The organism is Pedococcus sp. 2YAF34 (assembly GCF_052114585.1).
In the GTDB taxonomy this organism is placed as follows: Bacteria; Actinomycetota; Actinomycetes; order Actinomycetales; family Dermatophilaceae; genus Pedococcus.
The window spans coordinates 1-22,098 of the sequence record NZ_JBFRFA010000042.1 but is presented as its reverse complement, the minus strand read 5'-3'; the positions used below and the strand labels follow the sequence as shown (position 1 = coordinate 22,098).

Annotated in this window: 23 protein-coding genes; 2 read left to right on the top strand and 21 right to left on the bottom strand. The window is 72.3% G+C overall.

Annotated features, from left to right (window positions below; all coding sequences use genetic code 11):
- Positions 1-6 precede the first annotated feature (6 nt).
- From gmk to pyrR, 11 genes are all read right to left on the bottom strand, one after another.
- A complete protein-coding gene (gene gmk / locus AB4Z02_RS16885) occupies positions 7-591 on the bottom strand; it encodes a guanylate kinase (protein WP_056882256.1) in 585 nt (194 codons plus the stop codon).
- Positions 588-905, bottom strand: a complete 318-nt coding sequence (gene mihF / locus AB4Z02_RS16880; RefSeq protein ID WP_056882257.1) for an integration host factor, actinobacterial type — start codon at positions 903-905, stop codon at positions 588-590. The genes gmk and mihF overlap by 4 nt, the downstream gene beginning before the upstream one ends.
- A 151-nt stretch (positions 906-1,056) precedes the next feature.
- Positions 1,057-1,944 carry an orotidine-5'-phosphate decarboxylase gene (gene pyrF / locus AB4Z02_RS16875; protein WP_441972396.1) on the bottom strand — a complete coding sequence of 296 codons (888 nt, stop codon included), beginning with the start codon at positions 1,942-1,944 and terminating at the stop codon, positions 1,057-1,059.
- Complete coding sequence (locus AB4Z02_RS16870) at positions 1,941-2,945, bottom strand: dihydroorotate dehydrogenase (protein ID WP_441972394.1); 1,005 nt, start codon at positions 2,943-2,945, stop codon at positions 1,941-1,943. The genes pyrF and AB4Z02_RS16870 overlap by 4 nt, the downstream gene beginning before the upstream one ends.
- Positions 2,945-3,850 (bottom strand): dihydroorotate dehydrogenase electron transfer subunit, encoded by a 906-nt coding sequence (locus tag AB4Z02_RS16865; protein WP_441972393.1) that lies wholly within the window; start codon positions 3,848-3,850, stop codon positions 2,945-2,947. Before AB4Z02_RS16865 ends, AB4Z02_RS16870 begins: the two co-directional genes overlap by 1 nt.
- The gene (gene carB / locus AB4Z02_RS16860) at positions 3,847-7,170 is read right to left on the bottom strand and encodes a carbamoyl-phosphate synthase large subunit (RefSeq protein WP_056882261.1); all 3,324 of its coding nucleotides are present in this window, start codon (positions 7,168-7,170) and stop codon (positions 3,847-3,849) included. Before carB ends, AB4Z02_RS16865 begins: the two co-directional genes overlap by 4 nt.
- Positions 7,171-7,172: 2 nt before the next feature.
- The gene (gene carA / locus AB4Z02_RS16855; RefSeq protein WP_441972390.1) at positions 7,173-8,360 is read right to left on the bottom strand and encodes a glutamine-hydrolyzing carbamoyl-phosphate synthase small subunit; all 1,188 of its coding nucleotides are present in this window, start codon (positions 8,358-8,360) and stop codon (positions 7,173-7,175) included.
- Positions 8,357-9,007: a PH-like domain-containing protein gene (locus tag AB4Z02_RS16850; protein WP_441972389.1), complete on the bottom strand. Its 651-nt coding sequence runs from the start codon at positions 9,005-9,007 to the stop codon at positions 8,357-8,359. The genes carA and AB4Z02_RS16850 overlap by 4 nt, the downstream gene beginning before the upstream one ends.
- Positions 9,004-10,293: a dihydroorotase gene (locus AB4Z02_RS16845; protein ID WP_441972387.1), complete on the bottom strand. Its 1,290-nt coding sequence runs from the start codon at positions 10,291-10,293 to the stop codon at positions 9,004-9,006. Before AB4Z02_RS16845 ends, AB4Z02_RS16850 begins: the two co-directional genes overlap by 4 nt.
- The gene (locus AB4Z02_RS16840; protein WP_441972385.1) at positions 10,293-11,285 is read right to left on the bottom strand and encodes an aspartate carbamoyltransferase catalytic subunit; all 993 of its coding nucleotides are present in this window, start codon (positions 11,283-11,285) and stop codon (positions 10,293-10,295) included. The genes AB4Z02_RS16845 and AB4Z02_RS16840 overlap by 1 nt, the downstream gene beginning before the upstream one ends.
- Entirely contained in the window at positions 11,282-11,878 is a 597-nt protein-coding gene (pyrR, locus tag AB4Z02_RS16835) for a bifunctional pyr operon transcriptional regulator/uracil phosphoribosyltransferase PyrR (RefSeq protein ID WP_441972383.1), read from the bottom strand. Before pyrR ends, AB4Z02_RS16840 begins: the two co-directional genes overlap by 4 nt.
- A 262-nt stretch (positions 11,879-12,140) precedes the next feature.
- Between pyrR and AB4Z02_RS16830 the strand changes: the two genes are divergently transcribed.
- Positions 12,141-13,097, top strand: coding sequence for a cupredoxin domain-containing protein (locus tag AB4Z02_RS16830; RefSeq protein ID WP_441972381.1), 957 nt, complete (start codon positions 12,141-12,143; stop codon positions 13,095-13,097).
- A 164-nt stretch (positions 13,098-13,261) separates the two neighbouring features.
- On the opposite strand, the gene AB4Z02_RS16825 is transcribed toward AB4Z02_RS16830, so the two are convergent.
- From AB4Z02_RS16825 to efp, 3 genes are read right to left on the bottom strand one after another with little or no spacing between them, the layout of a single operon-like run.
- A complete protein-coding gene (locus tag AB4Z02_RS16825; RefSeq protein WP_441972379.1) occupies positions 13,262-13,759 on the bottom strand; it encodes a GNAT family N-acetyltransferase in 498 nt (165 codons plus the stop codon).
- Between the two features lie 2 nt (positions 13,760-13,761).
- A complete protein-coding gene (nusB, locus tag AB4Z02_RS16820; protein ID WP_056882269.1) occupies positions 13,762-14,175 on the bottom strand; it encodes a transcription antitermination factor NusB in 414 nt (137 codons plus the stop codon).
- Positions 14,175-14,735 (bottom strand): elongation factor P, encoded by a 561-nt coding sequence (efp, locus tag AB4Z02_RS16815; RefSeq protein WP_056882270.1) that lies wholly within the window; start codon positions 14,733-14,735, stop codon positions 14,175-14,177. Before efp ends, nusB begins: the two co-directional genes overlap by 1 nt.
- Before the next feature lie 196 nt (positions 14,736-14,931).
- Here efp and AB4Z02_RS16810 point away from each other — a divergent pair, with 196 nt between their 5' ends.
- On the top strand, positions 14,932-15,873 hold the full coding sequence (locus AB4Z02_RS16810) for an aldo/keto reductase (protein ID WP_200949174.1): 942 nt from the start codon (positions 14,932-14,934) through the stop codon (positions 15,871-15,873).
- A gap of 45 nt (positions 15,874-15,918) precedes the next feature.
- Here AB4Z02_RS16810 and aroB read toward each other — a convergent pair whose 3' ends face one another.
- Genes aroB through ruvX form a run of 7 tightly spaced genes read right to left on the bottom strand, consistent with a single transcriptional unit; the run spans position 15,919 to position 22,070 of the window.
- A complete protein-coding gene (gene aroB / locus AB4Z02_RS16805) occupies positions 15,919-17,022 on the bottom strand; it encodes a 3-dehydroquinate synthase (RefSeq protein WP_056882272.1) in 1,104 nt (367 codons plus the stop codon).
- Positions 17,019-17,582, bottom strand: coding sequence for a shikimate kinase (locus AB4Z02_RS16800; RefSeq protein ID WP_156399780.1), 564 nt, complete (start codon positions 17,580-17,582; stop codon positions 17,019-17,021). Before AB4Z02_RS16800 ends, aroB begins: the two co-directional genes overlap by 4 nt.
- Complete coding sequence (gene aroC, locus AB4Z02_RS16795; protein WP_056882274.1) at positions 17,579-18,802, bottom strand: chorismate synthase; 1,224 nt, start codon at positions 18,800-18,802, stop codon at positions 17,579-17,581. Before aroC ends, AB4Z02_RS16800 begins: the two co-directional genes overlap by 4 nt.
- A 37-nt stretch (positions 18,803-18,839) precedes the next feature.
- Entirely contained in the window at positions 18,840-19,535 is a 696-nt protein-coding gene (locus tag AB4Z02_RS16790; protein ID WP_056882275.1) for a prepilin peptidase, read from the bottom strand.
- The gene (locus AB4Z02_RS16785; protein WP_235531303.1) at positions 19,532-20,416 is read right to left on the bottom strand and encodes a shikimate dehydrogenase; all 885 of its coding nucleotides are present in this window, start codon (positions 20,414-20,416) and stop codon (positions 19,532-19,534) included. Before AB4Z02_RS16785 ends, AB4Z02_RS16790 begins: the two co-directional genes overlap by 4 nt.
- Positions 20,389-21,576, bottom strand: coding sequence for an endolytic transglycosylase MltG (mltG, locus tag AB4Z02_RS16780; protein WP_056882276.1), 1,188 nt, complete (start codon positions 21,574-21,576; stop codon positions 20,389-20,391). Before mltG ends, AB4Z02_RS16785 begins: the two co-directional genes overlap by 28 nt.
- The gene (gene ruvX, locus AB4Z02_RS16775) at positions 21,573-22,070 is read right to left on the bottom strand and encodes a Holliday junction resolvase RuvX (protein ID WP_056882296.1); all 498 of its coding nucleotides are present in this window, start codon (positions 22,068-22,070) and stop codon (positions 21,573-21,575) included. Before ruvX ends, mltG begins: the two co-directional genes overlap by 4 nt.
- Positions 22,071-22,098 lie beyond the last annotated feature (28 nt).

The following is a 22,098-nucleotide window of genomic DNA, read 5'->3' as shown; positions in this document are numbered from 1 at the left end:
CAGGCGTCAGTGGGATCGCATCAATGATACGAGTTCTTCGGCGGCCCGACGAACATCGTCGTTGACGATGGTCACGTCGAACTCGTCCTCCGCCGCCAGCTCGACCTTCGCGGTCTCCAGGCGGCGGGTGCGCTCCTCCTCGTCCTCGGTGCCGCGCCCGACCAGCCGGCGCACCAGCTCGTCCCAGCTCGGCGGGGCGAGGAACACGAAGAGCGCCTCGGGCATCGACTCCCTGACCTGGCGCGCGCCCTGCAGGTCGATCTCGAGCAGGGCCATGCGGTGCTCGCTCAGGGCCTGCTCCACCGGACCGCGGGGCGTGCCGTAGTGGTTGCGGCCGTGGACGACCGCCGACTCGATGAGTTCGCCCTCGCGCTCCATCCGCGAGAACTCGTCCTCGTCGACGAAGTGGTAGTGCACGCCCTCCGCCTCGCCGGGGCGCGGCGCGCGGGTGGTGGCGCTCACCGACAGCCACACCTCGGGGAAGTGGTCACGGACGTACGCCGAGAGGGTGCCCTTGCCGACCGCGGTGGGACCGGCGAGGACGACGAGGCGCTGGGGGCGCTGCTCGCCGACGGGGGTCGGGCCGCTCACGCCTCGTCGAAGCGGGTGAGCAGCGCGGAGATCTGGTTGGCCCCGAGCCCACGGACGCGGCGGCTCTCGGAGATGCCGACCTCCTCCATGATCTGGCGGGCGCGCACGCGACCGACACCGGGCATGGACTCCAGCAGGGCGGAGACCTTCATCTTGCCCACGACGTCGTTGCCCTTGCCGTCGGCGATGACCTCCTTGAGCGAGCCCTGGGCGTACTTCAGCCGGTTCTTGACGGCGGCTCGTTCGCGACGGGCCACTGCGGCCTTCTCCAAGGCCGCTGCTCGCTGCTCGGGCGTCAACGGGGGAAGTGCCACGGTGTTACTCCTTGTGGGGCGCGCGGTTTCTGCACGGTGTTTTCACTGTTCACTTGGACTCTAGCAACCGTGGCGCGGGGTTTCTCGGTGAGGTGCGACATACCCGGACAGCTCCACGCGATCCGTCCTGCGCCCACCCCGGGCGATGGACCTAGCGCAGGATCTCGGCGAGGTTGGCGCTGGTGCGCACCGCCTGCTCGCGCAGGCGGGCGACGTCGGGTCCGGCCGACAGGACCTCACGGCTGGAGGAGGGCAGCACGTTGGGCAGGGCGTCACCGAAGACGCGGCGCAGGTCCTCGGGGGTCCCTCCCTGGGCGCCGACGCCAGGGGCCAGCAGCGGCCCGTTGCAGGCGGCCAGGTCGAGCCCGAGCTCCTGTACGGCCGAGCCGACCGTCGCACCGACGACCAGGCCGACCGAGCCCAGGCGGCCCTGCGAGCGCGCCTCGGCGTTCTCCACCTCGGCCCCCTTGACCATGGTCTCGGCGACGCTGACGTCGCGCAGCCGCGCGTGCTGGACACCTCGCCCCTCGGGGTTGGACGTCAGTCCGAGGACGAAGACGCCCCGGCCGGTGCGGGCGGCCAGGTCCAGGGCCGGGCGCAGCGCCTCGAAGCCGAGGTAGGGGCTCACCGTGAGCGCGTCGGCCGGGGCGGGCGCCTCGTCGGCCAGGTAGGCCTCGGCGTACGCAGCCATGGTGGAGCCGATGTCGCCTCGCTTCCCGTCGAGGATGACCAGCGTCCCGGCCTCGCGCAGGGCGAGGACGGCGCGCTCGAGGACCGCCACGCCGCGCGAGCCGAAGACCTCGAAGAACGCCGACTGCGGCTTGACCACCCCGACGTGGCCGGCGAAGGCCTCGACGCAGGTCTCGGTGAAGCGGGTGAGGCCGTCGACGTCGTACGTCACCCCCCACGACTCCACGAGCGCACGGTGGGGGTCGATGCCCGCGCACAGCGGCCCGAAGGCGTCGGTGGCGGCACGGAGCCGCTCACCGAAGGTCGTCGCGTTCGTCGTCGTGGTCGCCGGGGACACACCGGTCGTCATGCGCGGGCCAGCCTCTCGTGTGCGATGCCCACCACGTCGGCGAGCCGGGTGAAACCCTTGTCCTGCACCAACCCTGCGAGCTCACGGCCCACGCGGACCGGGGCGGAGGGGTCGTTGAACGTCGCCGTGCCGACCTGGACGGCACTGGCTCCGGCGGCCACGAGCTCGAGCGCGTCGCGACCGGTCCGCACTCCCCCGACGCCGATGATCGGCACGTACGGGAGCCGGCCCTCGAGCATCGCAGCGCGGGTCTGCCAGACGGCGCGCACCGCGACCGGGCGGACCGCCGGGCCGGACAGGCCACCGGTGACGCCGGCGACCTGCGGCCGCAGCAGGTCGGTGTCGATGACCATGCCGAGCAGCGTGTTGATCATGGTGAGGCCGTTGGCCCCGGCCTTCACACAGGCCTGGGCGACGCTGACGATGTCGGTGACGTCCGGGGTCAGCTTGGCGAAGACGGGTACGTCGCGCGGCAGCTGCTCGCGCACGAGGGCGATGACCTTCGCCGACGCCAGGGGGTCGCAGGCGAAGACGAGCCCGCGGTTGGCGACGTTGGGGCAGGAGATGTTGACCTCGACCCCGACGACGGAGTCGAACGCGTCACTCGCGCGCAGGGTGGCCGCCACGTCGGCGAACTCGCCGCTGGTGCCGCCGGCGATGGAGACCAGCGTGCGGGCGCCGGCCTGCTTGAGCCAGGCCAGGTCGTGCTCGACGAACGCCGAGATGCCGGGTCCCTGAAGGCCGATGGAGTTGAGCATCCCCGACGGGGTCTCGGCCATGCGCGGGGTGCCGCGCCCGGAGCGCGGGTCGGCCATCACCGACTTGGTGACGAACGCCCCGAGCTCGGCGACGTCGAAGAACCGGCCGAGCTCACGACCGTTGGCGGCGCAGCCGGAGGCGGTCATCATCGGGCTCGGGAGGTGGCGCCCGGCGAGGTCGACCGACATGTCCACGGAGGTGGCCGTCGTCGCAGCGGCGGTGTCGGCGGAGGTGAGCGTCATCAGTGGCCCCCTGCCCTCGGCGCACCGACCGCGTCGTCGGGCACGCGGCACCACCCGTCGGAGAACGCGTCCCAGCGCACCCGATCGCCGCGGAACACCGGGCCCTCGACGCAGGAGCGCACCATGCGGGTGGCGCCGTCCTTGCCGACGACGGGCATCACGCAGGTCATGCAGACCCCCACGCCGCACGCCATGGACTCCTCCACCGCGACCTGGGCGACCGCGCCCTCGGCGGTGGCCACGTCGGTGACCGACTTGAGCATCCCCATCGGCCCGCAGCCGTAGACCACGGCGGCGCCGGTGCGGCGGATCACCTCGGGCAGCACGTCGGAGACCCAGCCCCGGGTGCCCATCGAGCCGTCGTCGGTGGTCACGGTCACGCCGTCGGCGTGCCGGCGCGCCTCGACGACCCCGAACAGCTTGGACTCGGTGGCGGCGCCGAGGACCATCTCGACGTGGCAGCCCCGGTCGCGCAGCGCCTCGGCCAGCCAGAACAGCGGCGCGCTGCCGTAGCCGCCGCCGACGAGGACGCACGGGACCGGCTCCTTGGGCAGCGGGAACGCCCTGCCCAGGGGCCCCACGATGTCGACCTCGTCGTGCGCGCGCAGCTCGGTGATCCACGTGGTGCCGGGGCCGTGCGCGGCGACGACCACGTCCACGGTGCCGCCGTACGTCCCGGACGGGCTCACCTTGTGGATCGAGAAGCACCGCCGCAGCAGGTTGGCGCTCGTCGGACCCCCGACGGCGAGGGCCACGAACTGGCCCGGGCGGGCGAGCTCGGCGAGGCCGGGCGCCACGAACGTGAGGTGGTGGTAGGCGCCGACGCGGCGGGTCGCGATGAGCTCACCGGTCACCTGCACGACACCGCTGCCCGGACGCGTACCGTGCGTGGTCGCCCCGCTCACGCGACACCCCCTGCGAGGTCGGCCGGCGTGCGCCCGTAGAGGTCGAGGTCGCGGGCGTGCTCCTGCAGCGGCTTGACGGTGAAGTCACCCCGCATCTGGGCCTCGATGCCCTGCACCGCGGCCGCGAGCTCCTGCACGGTCGTCACGATCGGCCGGTCCATCGACGTCGTCGCGGCGCGGATCGCGTAGCCGTCGGCCCGGGCGTTGGGACCGCTCGGGGTGTTGACGACCATGGCGATGCCGCCGTCGAGGATGAGGTCGACGATGCTCTCCTCGTCGAGACCCCGCTCGCTGACCTTGTGCACGACCTCGGAGGCGATCCCGTTGCGGCGCAACACCTCCGAGGTGCCGGTGGTGGCGACGATCGTGAAGCCGAGGTCGGCGAGGCGCTTGACCGGGAAGATCATGGCGCGCTTGTCGCGGTTGGCGACCGACACGAAGACCTTGCCCTCGCGCGGCAGCCCCGACCCGGCAGCCAGCATCCCCTTGGCGAACGCCGTCCCGAAGTCGTCGTCGATGCCCATGACCTCACCCGTGGAGCGCATCTCCGGCCCGAGGAGGCTGTCGACGACCTGGCCCTCGCGGGTGCGGAACCGCTTGAACGGCAGGACTGCTTCCTTGACCGCCACGGGCGCGTCGCTCGGCATGGTGCCGCCGTCGCCGTAGGGCGGCAGCAGCCCCTCCTCGCGCAGCTCCTTGATGGTCGCGCCGAGCATGACCCGGGCGGCGGCCTTGGCCACCGGCACGCCGGTCGCCTTGGCGACGAACGGCACGGTGCGCGAGGCGCGGGGGTTGGCCTCGAGGACGTAGAGGACGTCCTGGGCGAGGGCGAACTGCACGTTCATCAAGCCGCGCACGCCGATGCCCTCGGCGAGCTTGAGCGTCGCCTCGCGGACCCGCTCGAGCTCGGCGACACCGAGCGTGACCGGCGGCAGGGTGCAGGCCGAGTCACCGGAGTGGATGCCGGCCTCCTCGATGTGCTCCATGATCCCGCCGAGGTACATCTCGGTGCCGTCGTAGAGGGCGTCGACGTCGATCTCGATCGCGTCGTCGAGGAACCGGTCGACGAGGACGGGGTGCTCGGGGCTGGCGATGGTCGCGCGGGTGACGTAGCCCGAGAGGGTCTCGTCGTCGTACACGATCTCCATGCCACGCCCACCGAGGACGTAGGAGGGACGCACGAGGACGGGGTACCCGATCTCCTGCGCGACCTCGACGGCCTCCTCGGCGCTGTACGCCGTGCCGTGCCTGGGCGCGGGCAGCTTCGCCTCGTGGAGCACACGGCCGAAGGCGCCGCGGTCCTCGGCGAGGTCGATGGCCTCGGGACTCGTGCCGACGATCGGGACCCCGGCCTCCTTGAGGGCCTTGGCGAGGCCCAGCGGCGTCTGACCACCGAGCTGCACGATGACGCCGGCCACCGGGCCGGCCTGCTGCTCGGCGTGCACGACCTCGAGGACGTCCTCGAGGGTGAGGGGCTCGAAGTAGAGGCGCGAGCTGGTGTCGTAGTCGGTCGAGACGGTCTCGGGGTTGCAGTTGACCATCACCGTGTCGTAGCCGGCGTCGCGCAGGGCGAAGCTGGCGTGGACGCAGGAGTAGTCGAACTCGACGCCCTGGCCGATGCGGTTGGGGCCGCTGCCGAGGATGAGGACGGCCGGCTTGTCGCGCGGCTGTACCTCGGTCTCCTCGTCGTAGGAGCTGTAGTGGTACGGCGTCCGGGCCGCGAACTCCGCGGCGCAGGTGTCGACCGTCTTGTAGACCGGGCGCACGCCCAGGGCGTGGCGGACCCCGCGGACGACGGCCTCGGGCATCCCGCGCAGCGACGCGACCTGGGTGTCGGAGAACCCGTGCCGCTTGGCGAGGCGCAGAAGCTGGGGGGTCAGCTCGGTCGCCGCGGCCACCTGGTCGGCGATCGCGTTGATGAGCTCCATCTGGTCGAGGAACCACGGGTCGATGCCCGTCGCCTCGTGGACCTCCTCGACCGACAGGCCACCCCGCAGTGCCTGCTGGACGGTGACGATGCGGCCGTCCGTGGGGGTCTTGGCCGTGTGCAGGTAGGTGCGTGCCTGCTCGACGCTGGGCTTGGGGCCGTCCCAGTGGAACGTGCTGTCCCTGCGCTCCATCGACCGCAGTGCCTTCTGCAACGCCTCGGTGAAGTTGCGCCCGATGGCCATCGCCTCACCGACGGACTTCATCGTCGTGGTCAGCGTCGGGTCAGCCGCCGGGAACTTCTCGAACGCGAAGCGCGGCACCTTGACGACGACGTAGTCGAGGCTCGGCTCGAAGGACGCGGGCGTCTCGCGGGTGATGTCGTTCGGCACCTCGTCGAGGGTGTAGCCGATGGCCATCTTCGCGGCGATCTTGGCGATCGGGAAGCCGGTCGCCTTGGACGCCAGGGCGCTCGACCGGGAGACGCGGGGGTTCATCTCGATGACGATGATCCGTCCGTCCGCGGGGTTGACCGCGAACTGGATGTTGCAGCCGCCGGTGTCGACGCCGACCTCCCGGATGATCGCGATGCCGAGGTCGCGCAGCCGCTGGTACTCGCGGTCGGTCAGGGTCAGGGCCGGGGCGACGGTGATCGAGTCGCCCGTGTGGACGCCCATCGGGTCGAGGTTCTCGATCGAGCAGACGACCACGACGTTGTCGGCGTGGTCGCGCATGACCTCGAGCTCGTACTCCTTCCAGCCGAGGATGGACTCCTCGAGGAGCACCTCGGTGACCGGGCTGTACTGCAGGCCGGCCCCGCCGATGCGGCGCAGGTCGGCCTCGTCGTAGGCGAAGCCGGAGCCGAGACCGCCCATGGTGAAGGACGGCCGGACCACGACCGGGTACCCGAGGTCCTCGGCACCGGCGAGCAGCTCGTCCATGGTGTGGCAGATGAGCGAACGGGCGGACTCGCCGCCGCAGCGCTCGACGACGCCCTTGAACTTCTCGCGGTCCTCGCCGAGCTGGATCGCCTCGACGTTGGCGCCGATCAGCGGGCAGCCGTACTTCTCCAGGACGCCTGCCTCGTGCAGCGAGATCGCGCAGTTGAGGGCGGTCTGGCCGCCGAGGGTCGCCAGCACGGCGTCGGGGCGCTCGCGGGCGATGATGGCCTCGACCACCTCGGGGGTGATGGGCTCGACGTAGGTCGCGTCGGCGAACTCCGGGTCGGTCATGATCGTCGCAGGGTTGGAGTTGACGAGGATGACTCGGATGCCCTCCTCACGGAGCACTCGGCAGGCCTGCGTCCCGGAGTAGTCGAACTCGCAGGCCTGGCCGATGACGATCGGCCCGGAGCCGATGACGAGGACGCTCTTGATGTCGTCGCGCTTACCCATGTCTAGAGACCGAGTCCCTTCTCGTTGTTGCTCATCAGCTCTACGAACCGGTCGAACAGGTAGGCCGCGTCGTGGGGTCCGGCGGCCGCCTCCGGGTGGTACTGGACGGAGTAGGCGGGCAGGTCGAGGCACTCGAGGCCCTCGACCACGTCGTCGTTGAGGCACACGTGCGAGACCCGCACGCGGCCGTACGCCGTGCCGTCGGCGTCCGCGGGCGCGGTCACCTCGCCGTCGAGCGGTGCGTCGACCGCGAAGCCGTGGTTGTGGGCGGTGACCTCGACCTTGCCGGTGGTGCGGTCCATGACGGGCTGGTTGATCCCGCGGTGGCCGTACTTGAGCTTGTAGGTGCCGAACCCGAGCGCGCGGCCCAGGAGCTGGTTGCCGAAGCAGATGCCGAAGAAGGGGATCCGCGCGTCGAGGACCTCGCGCAGGACCGCCACCTCGGCGTCCGCCGTCGCCGGGTCACCGGGGCCGTTGGAGAAGAAGACGCCGTCCGGCCCGTCGTCGCCGACGGCGCGGACCTGCTCGAAGGTCGAGGTCGCGGGCAGCACGTGCACCTCGATGCCGTGCTGGGCCAGAAGGGCGGGGGTCATGGCCTTGATGCCGAGGTCGAGGGCCGCGACGGTGAAGCGCTTCTCCCCCACCGCCGGCACGACGTACGCCTGCGGGGTGGTGACCTCTGCCGCGAGGGCGGAGCCGGCCATCAGCGGCGCCTCCTGCACGACCGAGGTCAGCTGGGACACCGGCTGCTCGGCGTCGTCGCCGGAGAAGATGCCGACCCGCATGGCGCCCCGCTCGCGCAGGTGCCGGGTCAGGGCGCGGGTGTCGATGCCGCTGATCCCGACGACGCCCTGCTCGCGCAGGTCGTCCTCCAGGGACCTCTGTGACCGCCAGTTGGAAGGGCGCAGGGCGGGGTCGCGCACGACGTAGCCGGCCACCCAGATCCTGCGTGACTCGTGGTCCTCGTCGTTGACCCCGGTGTTGCCGACGTGGGGCGCGGTCATGACGACGACCTGCCGGCGGTAGCTGGGGTCGGTGAGGGTCTCCTGGTAGCCGGTCATGCCGGTGGAGAACACCGCCTCACCGACGGTCCGGCCGGTGGCACCGTAGGCCTCACCGCGGAACGCCCTGCCGTCCTCGAGGACCAGGACGGCGGCTCCGCGCGGGGCGAGGTGTGCGGGAGAGGTCATGAGGCGGACTTTCCTTCGGTCGCAGGGGAATCGGTGACGGGAGGGGTGGGGGTGGCGGCCCCGGGCCACGTCTCGCCGGACGGGCGCTCGCTCGAGCTCTGCGCCCGCGCGGCGGTATCGCCGGTGTGCCACCACAGGGCCGACTCGACGCGCTCGACGTCGGCCTTGTAGCGCGGGAGGAAGCCGGTCTCGTAGAGGGCGTCGTCGTCGGCGCGCCACTGCAGCACGAGCACCCGGTTGCTCCCGACGAACTTGCCGACCATGCCGCGGTCACGGCGCACCGAGACGAGCCGGCCCGCGGTGACGACCACGGTCGACTCGCCCTGACGCTCGATGCGCACCAGCTCGTCGGGGTTGCCGCGGGTGACCGTGAGGGTGGCCCGTGCGCGGTTGCCGAGGCCCTCGACGGTGACCCGCTCCAGACGGCTCACCGCGGTGGTGGTGCTGATGTAGGTGCCTTCGACGACGAGCCGGGCTCCCACGGGACCAACCTCGTCCGGCTGCGTCCCCCCGTCGCCGCGCGTGGTCTCGGTGGCGACCGCGGCGGACGTGTGGCGGCGCTGCTTGCGCAGCCACGCGACGTACAGCAGGCCGTAGATCAGACCGAGGGCGACGAGGAGGACGCCGACGGCTTGCAGGCGGGTCATGCGAGCGCTCCCTTCTGGGCGGTCACGCGACCACCGAACACCGTGGCGTGCACCGCACCCCGGAGCATGCGTCCGTGCCAGGGGTTGTTGCGGGACAGGGACAGGCTGGCGCCCCGGTCCACGGTCAGCTCGGCGGTGGGGTCGACCAGCGTGATGTGGGCCGCGTCGCCGACCTCGAGCGCGCCGCCGTGCGTGCCGAGCCCGGCGATCCGTGCGGGTGCCTGCGACATGACGCGGGCGACCCCGGCCCAGTCGAGCAGGCCCGAGCCGACCATCACGTCGCTGACCACGGCCAGCGCGGTCTCGAGACCGAGCATGCCGAACGCCGCGTCGACGAACGCGTGCTCCTTGTCCTGGCGGGCGTGCGGGGCGTGGTCGGTGGCGACCGCGTCGATCGTGCCGTCGGCCAGCGCTGCGCGCAGGGCGTCGACGTCCTCCTGCGGCCGCAGCGGCGGGTTGACCTTGAAGGTCGGGTCGTAGCCGGCGAGCAGGTCGGTGGTCAGCACGAGGTGGTGCGGCGTGACCTCGGCGGTCACTGCGATGCCCTGCGCCTTGGCCCACCGGACGACCTCGACGGTGCCCGCGGTGGAGACGTGGGCGACGTGCACCCGGGAGCCGGTGTGCCGGGCGAGCATGACGTCGCGGGCGACGACGGACTCCTCGGCGACACCGGGCCAGCCGGGCAGTCCGAGGCGTCCGGAGAGCTCGCCCTCGTGGGCACAGGCCTGCGGTCCGGCGAGGTGCGGGTCCTGGGCGTGCTGGCTGACGACCCCGCCGAAGGCGCGGACGTACTCCAGCGCGCGCCGCATCACCCGGGCGTCGTGGACGCACCTGCCGTCGTCGGAGAAGACGGTGGTGCGTGCACGGGAGCGGTGCATGAGCCCGAGCTCGGCGAGCTCCTCCCCGGCCAGGCCCTTGGTGACGGCACCGACCGGGACGACGTCGACCAGCCCGGTGGCCCGCCCCAGGTCGAGGATGCGCTCGGCGGCCTCGGCCGTGTCGGTCACGGGGTCGGTGTTGGCCATGGCGAGGACCGCGGTGAAGCCACCCACGGCTGCGGCGGCCGCGCCCGAGGCGATCGTCTCGGCGTCCTCGCGGCCGGGCTCGCGCAGGTGGGTGTGCAGGTCGACCAGGCCGGGCAGCGCCACGAGCCCGTCGGCGTCGAGGACGTCAGCGCCCCTCGCCGAGCGGATGGAGCCGACCTCGGTGATGACACCGTCCTCGACGAGGACGTCCGCGGCGCCACGGCCGAGGAGGTCGGCGCCGGTGATGAGCAGGCTGGGCATCAGCTGTCCTCTCCCTCGTCGTTGCCGGCAAGCAGGTGGTAGAGCACGCTCATCCGGACCGCGACCCCGGCGCTGACCTGGTCGAGGACCAGGGACGAGGCGGCGTCGGCTGCGTCCGGGGAGATCTCCAGGCCGCGGTTCATCGGGCCGGGGTGGCAGATCACGGCGTCGGCGTTCGCCGCCATGAGCGCGTCGAGGCGGGGGCGCGTCAGGCCGTAGCCGACGGTGTACTCGCGCGGGGTCGGGAAGAAGCCACCGCTCATCCGCTCGCGCTGCACCCGCAGCATCATCACGGCGTCGGCGGTGGGCAGCACGGCGTCGAGGTCGTGCGACAGGTCGAAGCCGTCAGCCTGGGACCAGGCCCCGATGCCGCTGGGCATGAGGGTCGGCGGGGCCACCAGCGTGACCCGGGCGCCGAGCGTGCGCAGGGTGATGAGGTTGGAGCGGACCACGCGCGAGTGGGTCAGGTCGCCGACGATGACGACGTGGCGGCCCTCGAGGTCACCCAGGCGGCGCTCCATCGTGTATGCGTCGAGCAGCGCCTGCGTGGGGTGCTCGTGGGTGCCGTCCCCGGCGTTGACCACGTGGGCGTCGACCCACTGGCTGACCTGGTGGGCGGCTCCGCTGGCGTGGTGGCGGACGACCAGCGCGTCGACCCCCATCGCGGCGACGGTCATGACCGTGTCGCGCAGGGACTCTCCCTTCGACGTCGACGACCCCTTGCCGCTGATGTTGATGACGTCTGCGGACAGCCACTTCCCGGCGATCTCGAACGAGCTGCGCGTGCGGGTGGAGTCCTCGAAGAACAGGTTCACCACCGTCCGGCCACGCAGGGTCGGGAGCTTCTTGACCTCGCGCTGCTGGACGCCGTGCATCTCCGCAGCCGTGTCGAGGATGGCCCGCACCTGCGAGCGGTCGAGGTCCGCCGAGGACAGCAGGTGGCGCCGTACGCGTCGGTGCGGCGGGGCGAGCGGGCAGGCGCTGGTGCTCATCGGCTCTCTCCCGCCGCGATGGTGACCTGGTCCTCGACGCCGTCGTGCTCGAGCAGCCGCACCGAGACCCGCTCGGTGCTGGCCGTCGGAAGGTTCTTGCCGACGTGGTCGGCGCGGATCGGGAGCTCACGGTGCCCGCGGTCGACCAGCACGGCGAGGCGGACCGCACGCGGGCGCCCGAGGTCGGAGAGGGCGTCGAGGGCGGCACGCACCGTACGGCCCGAGTAGAGGACGTCGTCCACGAGCACCACGACCTTGTCGTCGATGCCCGGCTCGGGGATGTCGGTGTGCATGGGGCTGCGGGTCGGCTGCCGGCGCAGGTCGTCGCGGTGCATCGTGACGTCGAGCGCGCCGACGGGGACGGGTCGGCCCTCGACGGACTCCATCACCGCGGCCAGGCGCCTGGCCAGCGCGACGCCGCGGCTCGGGATGCCGAGGACGACCAGGTCGGCGCCGCCCTTGTTGTGCTCGAGGATCTCGTGAGCCACCCGGCGCAGCGCCCGGGAGACATCGCTCGCCGAGAGCACCGTGCGCGAGGGGGCGGCTGAGTGCTCGGCGCCAGGGGCGGTGGGGGTCGCCACGGGAGTGGTCACGGGAGCCGGGGACGGGGCTTCGACCGGACGGGGTACGGCTGAGTCAGGACGCACAGGCGCCAGGACCTCCTTCCCTGCCTCACAGGACAGGTCGTTAAAGGATGTCGAACGCCTCCACCTTAGCGCGTAGTCCTTGTGCCTGATGACGCGGTCCCGCGGAGCGAGCAGTGTGGCTCATGGACTGCCCGCGGTGCAGGGGTGAACGAGCGATCCAGCCAAGGTCGCCGCACCGACCCCCTCCACAAGGTCAGGAACACCCACCATGCACAGCAAAGTCCTGCCGCGACGGCGCCTCGCCCTGTTCGTCGCCGGCCTCATCGCAGTCGCACTCCCGCTCGCCGTCGGCCAGTCCGCCACGGCGGCACCCGCTCCCGTCACCTGGCACGTCAAGGTCGGCGCCGAGACCCCCGACATGGCGGTCAGCGCCATGTCCTTCCTCCCCAGGCAGGTCTGGATCGACCGGGGAGACACCGTCCACTGGACGGCTGGGAGCGCCGAGCCCCACACCGTCACGTTCCTCGCACCGGGGACGACGTTGCCGGACTTCAACCCGTCCGACCCGATGCAGACGATGGCGCAGGGCACGCACCGCTACGACGGCACGGGCTACACCAACTCGGGGATCATCGCGACGCAGCCGATCTTCACCTTCACCGAGCCCGCCATGTCCTACGACCTGAAGTTCACCAAGACCGGCGACTTCACCTACTACTGCCTGCTGCACGGCGTGATGATGAAGGGCGTCGTCCACGTCCGGGCGGCCGGCACGGCCTACCCGTACACCCAGGCGGACTACAACCAGGTGGGACACCGCCAGGGCCAGGTGCTTCTCGACCGGGGCATGAGGGCGTGGGAGCAGGCCAAGGAGGCCCACCCGGCCAAGAGCGGCCAGGTCCAGGCCGGCATCGACGGCAACGGCTTCTCGGTGATGCGCTTCATCCGCACCCACGCCACCGTGCACGTGGGTGACACCGTCACGTTCAGCGTCGCCGGACCGGGCGCACCCCACACGGTGACGTTCGGCCACGAGCCGCCGATCCCGGCTGTCCTGGGGCCGTCGGGCGACCCGAAGCACTACGCCGGCGGTGACCTCAACAGCGGCGTGCTCGCACCCGGGGCACCGTTCGTCGTGACCTTCACCAAGGCCGGCACGTTCCCCTACATCTGCGCCATCCACGACGACATGGGGATGGTCGGGGACGTGACCGTCCTGCCCTGACCCATTCCGTCCACCCCCTCGGGAGCCTTCCGAGGGGGTGGACGTCACCCAGCCCCCAAGAACTTTCGGCCCATGGGCCCAAAGCCCAGCCCCAGCCCCGTACCCAGCCCCCAACCTTCGGCCCATGGGCCCAAAGCCCGGACGGAACCGGGGCGGGACGGTCGTCAGAGGTGGCGCACCATCGCGACCCGGGTGCCCTGACGGGGCAGGCCCACGCGTTCCTCGGCCTCCTGCAGCGGCGCCATCCAGGCGGGCTCCGGCGCCAGCACCACGAACCCGTGCCGCGCGTAGAACGGCGCGTTCCACGGGACGTCCGCGAAGGTGCGCAGGGTCACCTCCCGCGCTCCCTGCTCGGCGGCGTACCGGCACGCCTCCTCGAGCAGCACCGAGCCGATGCCCTGCCGCGTGCGCTCGGGGAGCACCGCGATCTGCTCGAGGTGGGTGTGGCCGTCGAGGTCGAGGACGTGGGCGAACCCCACGACCCCGTGGGCGTCGGCCGCGACGAGCAGGAACCCCGGCTCGGCCGCTCGCTCCTCACCTGTCGGGCCGCTCCCCCACGTCGAGACGTCCATCAGCTCGGCGAAGAGCTGGTCCGCCGCGTCCTCGAGCCCCTGCACCGACGAGAGGTCGGCGGCGAGGGCGAGACGGACGGCGACGGCCATGGTCAGGCCAGAGTGGGCTTGACCTCGGCGAGCCGGGCGAGGAGGCCGTTGACGAACTTCGGCGAGTCGTCCGTGGACAGGCTCGTGGCCAGGTCGACCGCCTCGGCGATGGCAACGCCCTCGGGGACCTCGTCGGAGTACAGCACCTCGAACGCGCCGAGGCGCAGGATCGCGCGGTCGACGCTGGGCATGCGCTCGACGGTCCAGCCCTGCGAGTAGGTCGCGAGGAGCTCGTTGATGGCGGTCCAGTGGGCCACGACGCCCTCGACGAGGTCGGCGGTGTACTGGTTCAGCGGCGCCTCGGTGACCGGCTTGGCGAGCCGCTCGGCGAGCAGGTCGCGGGCGTTGAGCCCCCGCTGCTCGGCCTCGAACAGGATGTCGACGGCGCGCTTGCGCGCCTTGGAGCGAGCAGCCACTAGCTCACGCGGCCGAGGTACGACCCGTCACGGGTGTCGACCTTGACCTTGGTGCCCTGCTCGAGGAACAGCGGCACGTTGATCGTGGCGCCGGTCTCGAGGGTCGCCGGCTTGGTGCCGCCGGTGGAGCGGTCGCCCTGCAGGCCCGGCTCGGTGTAGGTGATCTCGAGGACCACGGACGTCGGCAGCTCGACGTAGAGGACGGAGCCGTCGTGCGTGGCGACCTGCGCGGTCTGGTTCTCGAGGAGGTAGTTGGCGGCGTCGCCGACGGTGGCCTCGGGGATGTGGATCTGGTCGTAGGTGTCGCCGTCCATGAAGACGTAGTCGGACCCGTCCTTGTACAGGTACTGCATGTCGCGACGGTCGACGTTCGCGGTCTCGACCTTGACGCCTGCGTTGAAGGTCTTGTCGACGACCTTGCCGGACAGGACGTTCTTGAGCTTGGTCCGCACGAATGCCGGGCCCTTGCCGGGCTTGACGTGCTGGAACTCCACGACGGACCAGAGCTGGCCCTCGAGGTTGAGGACCAGGCCGTTCTTGAGGTCGTTGGTCGATGCCACGTGTCAGTCGCTTTCGATGAGCCGGTACTGCGCGCTGCGCAGGCGCGCGCGAGTGCTCCGGAGTGTTCAGGAGTGGGAGTCGCCGGACAGTCTAGCCGCGGGGATGGGTGTCCCCCGAATCGCTGGACCTGCACACGGGCCGTGCACCGCCCGGGCCTGCAGACCGGCGCCGACCTAGGGTGGAGGGATGAGCGACATGGACTACCGACCCCTCGGCGGCAGCGGCCTCATGGTCAGCGCGGTCGGCATCGGCTGCAACGCCTTCGGCCGGCGCGTCGACCAGGACGGCCTCGACGACCTGTTGCGTGCCGCGCGCGAGACGGGCGTGACCCTGCTCGACACCGCCGACATCTACGGCGGCCACCCCGGGCAGAGCGAGGAGATGCTCGGCCAGGCGCTGCAGGGCCAACGTGACGAGTTCGTCGTCGCCACCAAGTTCGGGATGGACATGCAGGGCGCCAACGGCGAGGACTTCGGCGCGCGGGGGTCGCGCCGCTACGTCCGTCGTGCGGTGGAGGCCAGCCTGCGGCGCCTGCAGACCGACCACATCGACCTCTACCAGCTGCACCGCCCCGACCCACTCACCCCGATCGCCGAGACGCTCGAGGCCCTCACCGACCTCGTCCGCGAGGGCAAGGTTCTCTATGTCGGTTGCTCCAACTTCGACGGCTGGCAGGTCGCGGACGCCTCGTGGACGTCGGCGACCGCGGGCCTGGCCTCGTTCGTGTCGGTGCAGAACGAGTACTCACTGCTCGACCGCACCGTCGAGAACGAGGTGACGCCGGCCTGCGAGCGCTTCGAGCTCGGGTTGCTCCCGTTCTTCCCCCTCGCCCGGGGCCTGCTCACCGGCAAGTACCAGCGCGGTGCAGCTGCCCCTCCCGGCTCTCGCGCGGCCCTCGAGGCCGACCGGGCCGGCTGGCTCGACGACGCCGACTGGGACCGGGTCGAGGCCCTGCAGTCGTTCGCCGACGCGCGCGGTGTCGAGCTGCTCGACGTCGCCATCGGCGGCCTCGCCGCCCAGCCACAGGTGGCCTCGGTCATCGCGGGCGCGACGTCCGCCGCCCAGGTCGAGCGCAACGCCCGCGCCGTGGCGTGGACACCTACCGCTGCCGACCTCGCCGAGCTGGACGCGATCTAGCCGAGCTGGACGCGACCCAGCCGGGGCGACCCGGCGCGGTACCCGTCACAGGCTGATGGCTCCGCCGGGTCGGACATCGGCGCCGATCTCGGCGTACGCCGCCTGCAGCAGCGCGGGGTCGGGACCCTCCAGCCGCGTGGGACGGGCGAGCCCGGAGAGCACCACGAACCGCAGCAACGAGCCCCGCGACTTCTTGTCGCGCTTCATGGCGTCGAGCAGCTGCGGCCACCGGTCGGCCCGGTACGTGACTGGCAGGCCGAGGCTGGTCAGCACCGACCGGTGCCGGTCCACGAGGCCGTCGTCGATCTTGCCGGCCAGCCGCGCCAACTCGGCGACGTAGACCATGCCGATGGAGACGGCCGCCCCGTGCCGGAACGCATAGCGCTCCACGTGCTCGACGGCGTGCCCGAAGGTGTGGCCGTAGTTGAGCACCTCGCGCAGCGACGACTCCTTGAGGTCATGGGCGACGATGTCGGCCTTGACCCGTACGGCGCGCTCGATGAGCTCGCGGACGTGGGTGCCGGCCGGGCTGCGCACCCCCTCGGGGTCGGCCTCGACGAGGTCGAGGATCACGGGGTCGGCGACGAAGCCGCACTTGACGACCTCCGCCAGCCCGGCGGTGAAGTCGTGCACGGGCAGCGTCTCCAGCGTCGCGAGGTCGCAGAGCACGCCGGCCGGCGGGTGGAACGCCCCGACGAGGTTCTTTCCCTCGCTGGTGTTGATGCCCGTCTTGCCCCCGACGGCGGCGTCGACCATGCCCAGCAGCGTCGTGGGGACGTGGACCACCCGGATGCCGCGCAGCCAGGTGGCCGCGACGAACCCGCCGAGGTCGGTCGTGGCTCCCCCGCCGACCGTCACGATGGCGTCGGAGCGCGTGAAGCCGGCCTGGCCCAGGACGCCCCAGAGGAAGGCCGCGACCTGCGAGGTCTTGGCCTCCTCGGCGTCTGGCACCTCGGCGGCATACGCCTCGAAACCCTTGGCGCGCAGGTCTTCTCGCACTGCTTCGCCGGTCGCGGCCAACGCACGCGGGTGCACGACGAGCACCCGCTGCACTCCCTCCCCGACCAGGCCGGGGAGCTCGTCGAGCAGGCCGGTGCCGATGACGACGTCGTAGTCGCCGCCGACGCTGATCCGTGTCGCGTCGCTCATGCGGGATCCTCCGGCGTGCGCTCGTCGGTCGCGTGCCCCAGTGCGGCGACGATCTCCTGCACGATGTCCGCCGGCTTGCGGCCGGCGGTGTCGACGCGGACCGTGGCCAGCTTCTCGTAGGTGGCGCGGCGCTCGTTCATCATCTTCGTCCAGCTCGCCCGGGGGTTGACCATGAGCAGCGGGCGGTTGCCCTCGAAGCCGATCCGCCGCGCGGCGTCAGCGATGCCGACGTCGAGGAAGACCACGGTGTGGCCACGGAGGAGCTCCTGCGTGCCCGCGTCGATCGGGGCACCACCGCCGACGGAGACGACCACGTCCGACTCGGTGAGCGCGTGGGCCACCTCGTCGCGCTCGAGGGCACGGAAGTGCTCCTCGCCGTGGTCGACGAAGATGTCCGAGATCGATGCACCCTGCGCGGCCTCGATCGCGGAGTCCGTGTCGTGCCAACGCACTCCGAGGGCGGCCGCAAGGCGGCGGGCGATGGTGCTCTTGCCTGCGCCGGGCGGACCGATGACGACGGCGAGCGGGCGCGCGGGCGCCGCCCCCGTGGGAGAGGTCACCACGTGCGCATCGCCTCCGGGATCGAGGCGAGGTATGCCGCGTGGTTGCGCGAGGTCTCGGCGACGGAGTCGCCGCCGAACTTCTCGACGCACGCCTGGGCCAGCGTCAGCGCGACCATGGCCTCGGCGACAACGCCCGCGGCGGGCACGGCGCACACGTCGGACCGCTGGTGGATCGCCTTGGCCGCCTCGGCCCCGGTGGTGTCGATGGTGTCGAGCGCGCGGGGCACGGTCGAGATGGGCTTCATCGCGGCGCGCACGCGCAGCACGTCGCCGGTGGACATGCCGCCCTCGGTTCCGCCGGCGCGGCCGGTGCGGCGGTGGATCGTGCCGTCGGGCCCGCGCTCCATCTCGTCGTGGGCGGCGGAGCCGCGGCGGGCGGCGGTGCGGAAGCCGTCGCCGACCTCCACGCCCTTGATCGCCTGGATGCCCATGAGGGCCGCTGCGAGCTGGGCGTCGAGTCGCCGGTCCCAGTGGACGTGTGAGCCGAGCCCCGGCGGCAGGCCGTAGGCGAGCACCTCGACGACACCGCCGAGGGTGTCGCCGTCCTTCTTGGCCGCCTCGACCTCCGCGACCATGACGGCGGACCCCGCGGCGTCGAGCGTCCGCACCGGGTCGGCGTCGATCTGCTCGACCTGGTCGGGGGTGGGCAGCACGGCGTCGTCCGCGACACCGGCGGTGCCGATGGCGACGGTGTGGGAGACGAGGCGGATGCCGTAGGCCTGCTCCAGGAAGCGCGCGGCGACCTCGCCGAGGGCAACCCTGGCGGCGGTCTCGCGGGCGGACGCCCGCTCGAGCACCGGGCGCGCGTCGTCGAAGCCGTACTTCTGCATCCCCACGAGGTCGGCGTGGCCGGGACGCGGACGGGTGAGCGGCCGGTTGCGGGCCACCTCCTTCTCCGCGTTGACGTCGTCGGAGGCGGCGTAGGCCTCGTCCGACACCGGGTCAGGGGACATGACGGTCTCCCACTTGGGCCACTCGGTGTTGCCGATCCGGACCGCGACGGGCGAACCCATCGTCACGCCGTGGCGCACTCCACCGAGGAACTCGACCTCGTCCTGCTCGAACTTCATCCGGGCGCCGCGGCCGAACCCCAGCCGACGGCGGGCCAGCGCACTCGCAACGTCCTTGGTCGTCACCTCGACGCCGGCCGGCAGCCCCTCGAGCGTCGCGAGGAGGGCTGGGCCGTGGGACTCACCTGCGGTCAACCAGCGGAGCATGGCCCGATCCTCCCATGCACCCTCGGGGCCCCTCCGCCTAGGCCACCCACTGGTACTCGACGACGAGGGCGAGCAGCGCGCCGACGAGCATCGCCGGGCCGAACGCGATGTGCGAACGGAGCCCGACCCGACGCCCTGCGAGCATGACGACGGCCGTGACCCCACCGACCAGGAAGCCGCCGAGCACGCCCATGACGAGCTGTGGGATGCCGATCCACCCCAGGAGCAGCCCGATCAGGCCGGACAGCTTCACGTCGCCGAACCCGAGCGACCCCGGCGACACCAGGTGCATCACGAGGTAGACGGCGTAGAGGCCGGCGAGGCAGGCCAGGGCGCGCCAGAGCTGCGCCCAGTCCCCCAGTCCTGCCGTCGCCACGACGACCAGCGCGAGCAGGGCGGGGTAGGCGGGCAGCACGAGGCCGTCGGGCAGGCGATGGACGTCCGCGTCGATCCAGACCAGGGCGACGGTCAGCCAGGCGAAGAAGAGGTATGCGGGCAGCGCGGCCCAGCCGGCGTAGTCGCCGATGCGCCAGCCCACCACCGCCCACAGCACGGCGAGCACCGGCGCCGGCCACCACCACACCCGCGGCAGGGCGCCCGCGTCGTCGGACTCGACGCGGTATCCGCCATCCGACAGCACCCTCCCGGTCACCGCGCCGAGCGCGGCGCCCGCGAGCGCGAGGGCGCCGAGCACCCACCACGGCAGGTCGGTCCCGGCCGCGAGGACGATCACCGAGCCGTCCCGTCACCGTGCGCGGCGCCGTCGAGGCGGTCGTCAGCTGCGAGGGCTGCCCGCCCGGCGGCGAACATGGCCTCGACGGGGGCGTCCCGGCCGGTGAAGAGGCGGAACTGCTCCGCGGCCTGGTGCACGAGCATGTCGAGCCCGGAGACCACGTCGTACCCAGCGCCGGACGCCGCGCGCGCCAGCTCCGTCGGCCAGTCGGCGTAGACGACGTCGAGCAGGGTGGCGCCGCGGCCGGTCGCGTCGGCCGGTTCCGACAGCGCTGCGACGGCTGCACCCACCGCGGGTGGCAGCGTCGAGACGACGACGGTCGCAGGAACGGCGGCCCACTGCTCCAGCGGCACGGCCACGGCCTCGGTGCCGAGCCCCTGCAGGAGCGCCACGACGTCGGCCGCCGATGACGGGTTGCGGGCGGCGACGCGCACCTCCCGCATCCCGAGCCGGACGAGGGCGGCCCCTGCGGACCGTGCGGTGGCTCCGGACCCGAGCAGGGTCGCCGTACCGTCGTGGTCCACGTGCGCGAGCGCACCCACGATGCCGGCCACATCGGTGTTGTGGGCGTCCCACCCGAGGTCGTCGCGGCGGACGAGGGTGTTGGCCGCGCCGGTCAGCCGGGCGGTCGCCGACGCGGTGTCCGCCAGCGTGAGCGCAACGTCCTTCAGCGGCATGGTCAGGCTGAGGCCGCGCCAGGACTCGTCGCGCTCCCCCACCCACGCCGCCAGCTCGGCGGCGCCGAGGTCGTGCGCGCCGTACGCCCAGTCGTCCATGCCCAGGGCGCGGTAGGCGGCGGAGTGGAGCACCGGTGACAGCGAGTGGGCGACGGGTCGCCCGAGGACGGCGGCGTTCAGCACCGGTCGGCGTGGCCGCGGCACCAGGCCCGGAACTCCTGCACGTTGCGGGCGTGCTCGGCAGCCGTGGTCGCGAACTTGGTCTCACCGGTGTCGGGGTCGACGGTGACGAAGAAGAACCAGCCACCCGGGGTCGGTGCTGCCGCCGCCTTGATGGACGCGGCGCCCGGGCTGTTGATCGGGCCCGGCGGCAGCCCCGGGTGCTTGTAGGTGTTGTAGGGGCTGGTGCTGCGGCGGTCCGCGTCGCTGGTGCCGGCGCGCCCCCGCTTCTGCACGGCGTAGTGGACGGTGGAGTCCATCTGCAGGTAGCCGTTGGTCGGCGGGCCGCTGGTCTTGAGGCGGTTCTCGATGACCCGGGCGACCTTGCCGCGGTCGGCGTCGCCGCTGACCTCGCCCTCGACGATCGAGGCCACGGTGAGCGTCCGCTCGCGGTCGGCCTCGGCCACGCCGGCAGCGTCGAGCTCGCTGAGGGTCTTGGCGACCATGGTGCGCAGCTGCTCGCCGGCCGTCGCCTTGGCGGGGAACTCGTAGGTGGACGGGAAGAGGTAACCCTCGAGGTTGCCCTTGGCCGACGCGGGGAGCCCGAGGGACCCCGGGTCCTTGGCGGCAGCGGTGTACTGGGCGAGCGGCACCCCCGTGGACTTGGACAGGGCCGCGAAGACCTCGTTCTTCCACAGCCCCTCGCGGATCGTGACGCGCGGGACGGTGCGGTTGGCGGGGTTGACGAGGGTGGCAAGGGCGCCCTTGGCCGACATCTGCTTCTTCAGCGTGTAGGTGCCCGGCTGGATCGCCGAGGCCCGCGAGTCACCGGCGGCCGCGTCGAGGAAGGCCTTGGCCGACTTCACCACGTCGGCCTTCTGGAGGGTGGCGCCGATGGCACGTCCGGAGTCCCCGTCGTTGACGACGACCTGCACGCTGCCCGACCCCGGGCCCGGGTAGTCGTTGCTCTCCAGGAACCCGTCGACGACCGGCCGCAGCACGGTGTAGGCGGCGAAACCCGCCACCGCGACGATCGCGAGGGCGATGACGAGGATGCCGCGACGGCGTCCCCGGCCACGACGGCGCCGGGGCGGCCTGGTGCGGTCGCGCGCCTGGGAGCGCGTCTGGACGGACCCGTGGCCCTCCTCCACGTGCTCGTCGTGCTGCCCCCCGAAGATCGAGTGCTCCAGGTGGGGCTCGGTCATCGGTGCCTGTCCTTCGTCCGGGGCTTGCGCCCGTCGGTCCTCACCAGCTCGCCGGGCGGACGCCCGGAGCTGCGCTCCGTGTCGAGGGCGACCTGCAGGATCAGGACCGCCGCCGCCTGGTCGACCACCGCGCGCTGCCGCCGGCCGCCGACCCCGCTGTCGCGGAGCGAGCGATGCGCGTCGACCGTGGTGAGCCGCTCGTCGACGAGCCGGACCGGTACGGGCGCGACACGTGCCGCCAACCGCCCAGCATACGTGCGTGCGGTCTGGGCGGCGGCACCTTCGGCACCCGCGAGTGTCCGGGGCAGGCCCACGACGACCTCGATGGCCTCGCGCTCGGCGACGATCGCGGCGATCTCCTCGACGTCGGCGCCACCGCTGTCCTGCTCGGCAGGGTCGCGCGGCACGGTGCGCACGGGGGTCGCCAGCAGGCCCGAGGGGTCGCTGGCGGCCACCCCGACCCGGACGCTGCCGACGTCGACGCCGACCCGCACCCCGGCCCTGGTGGCTGCCTGCGTCGTC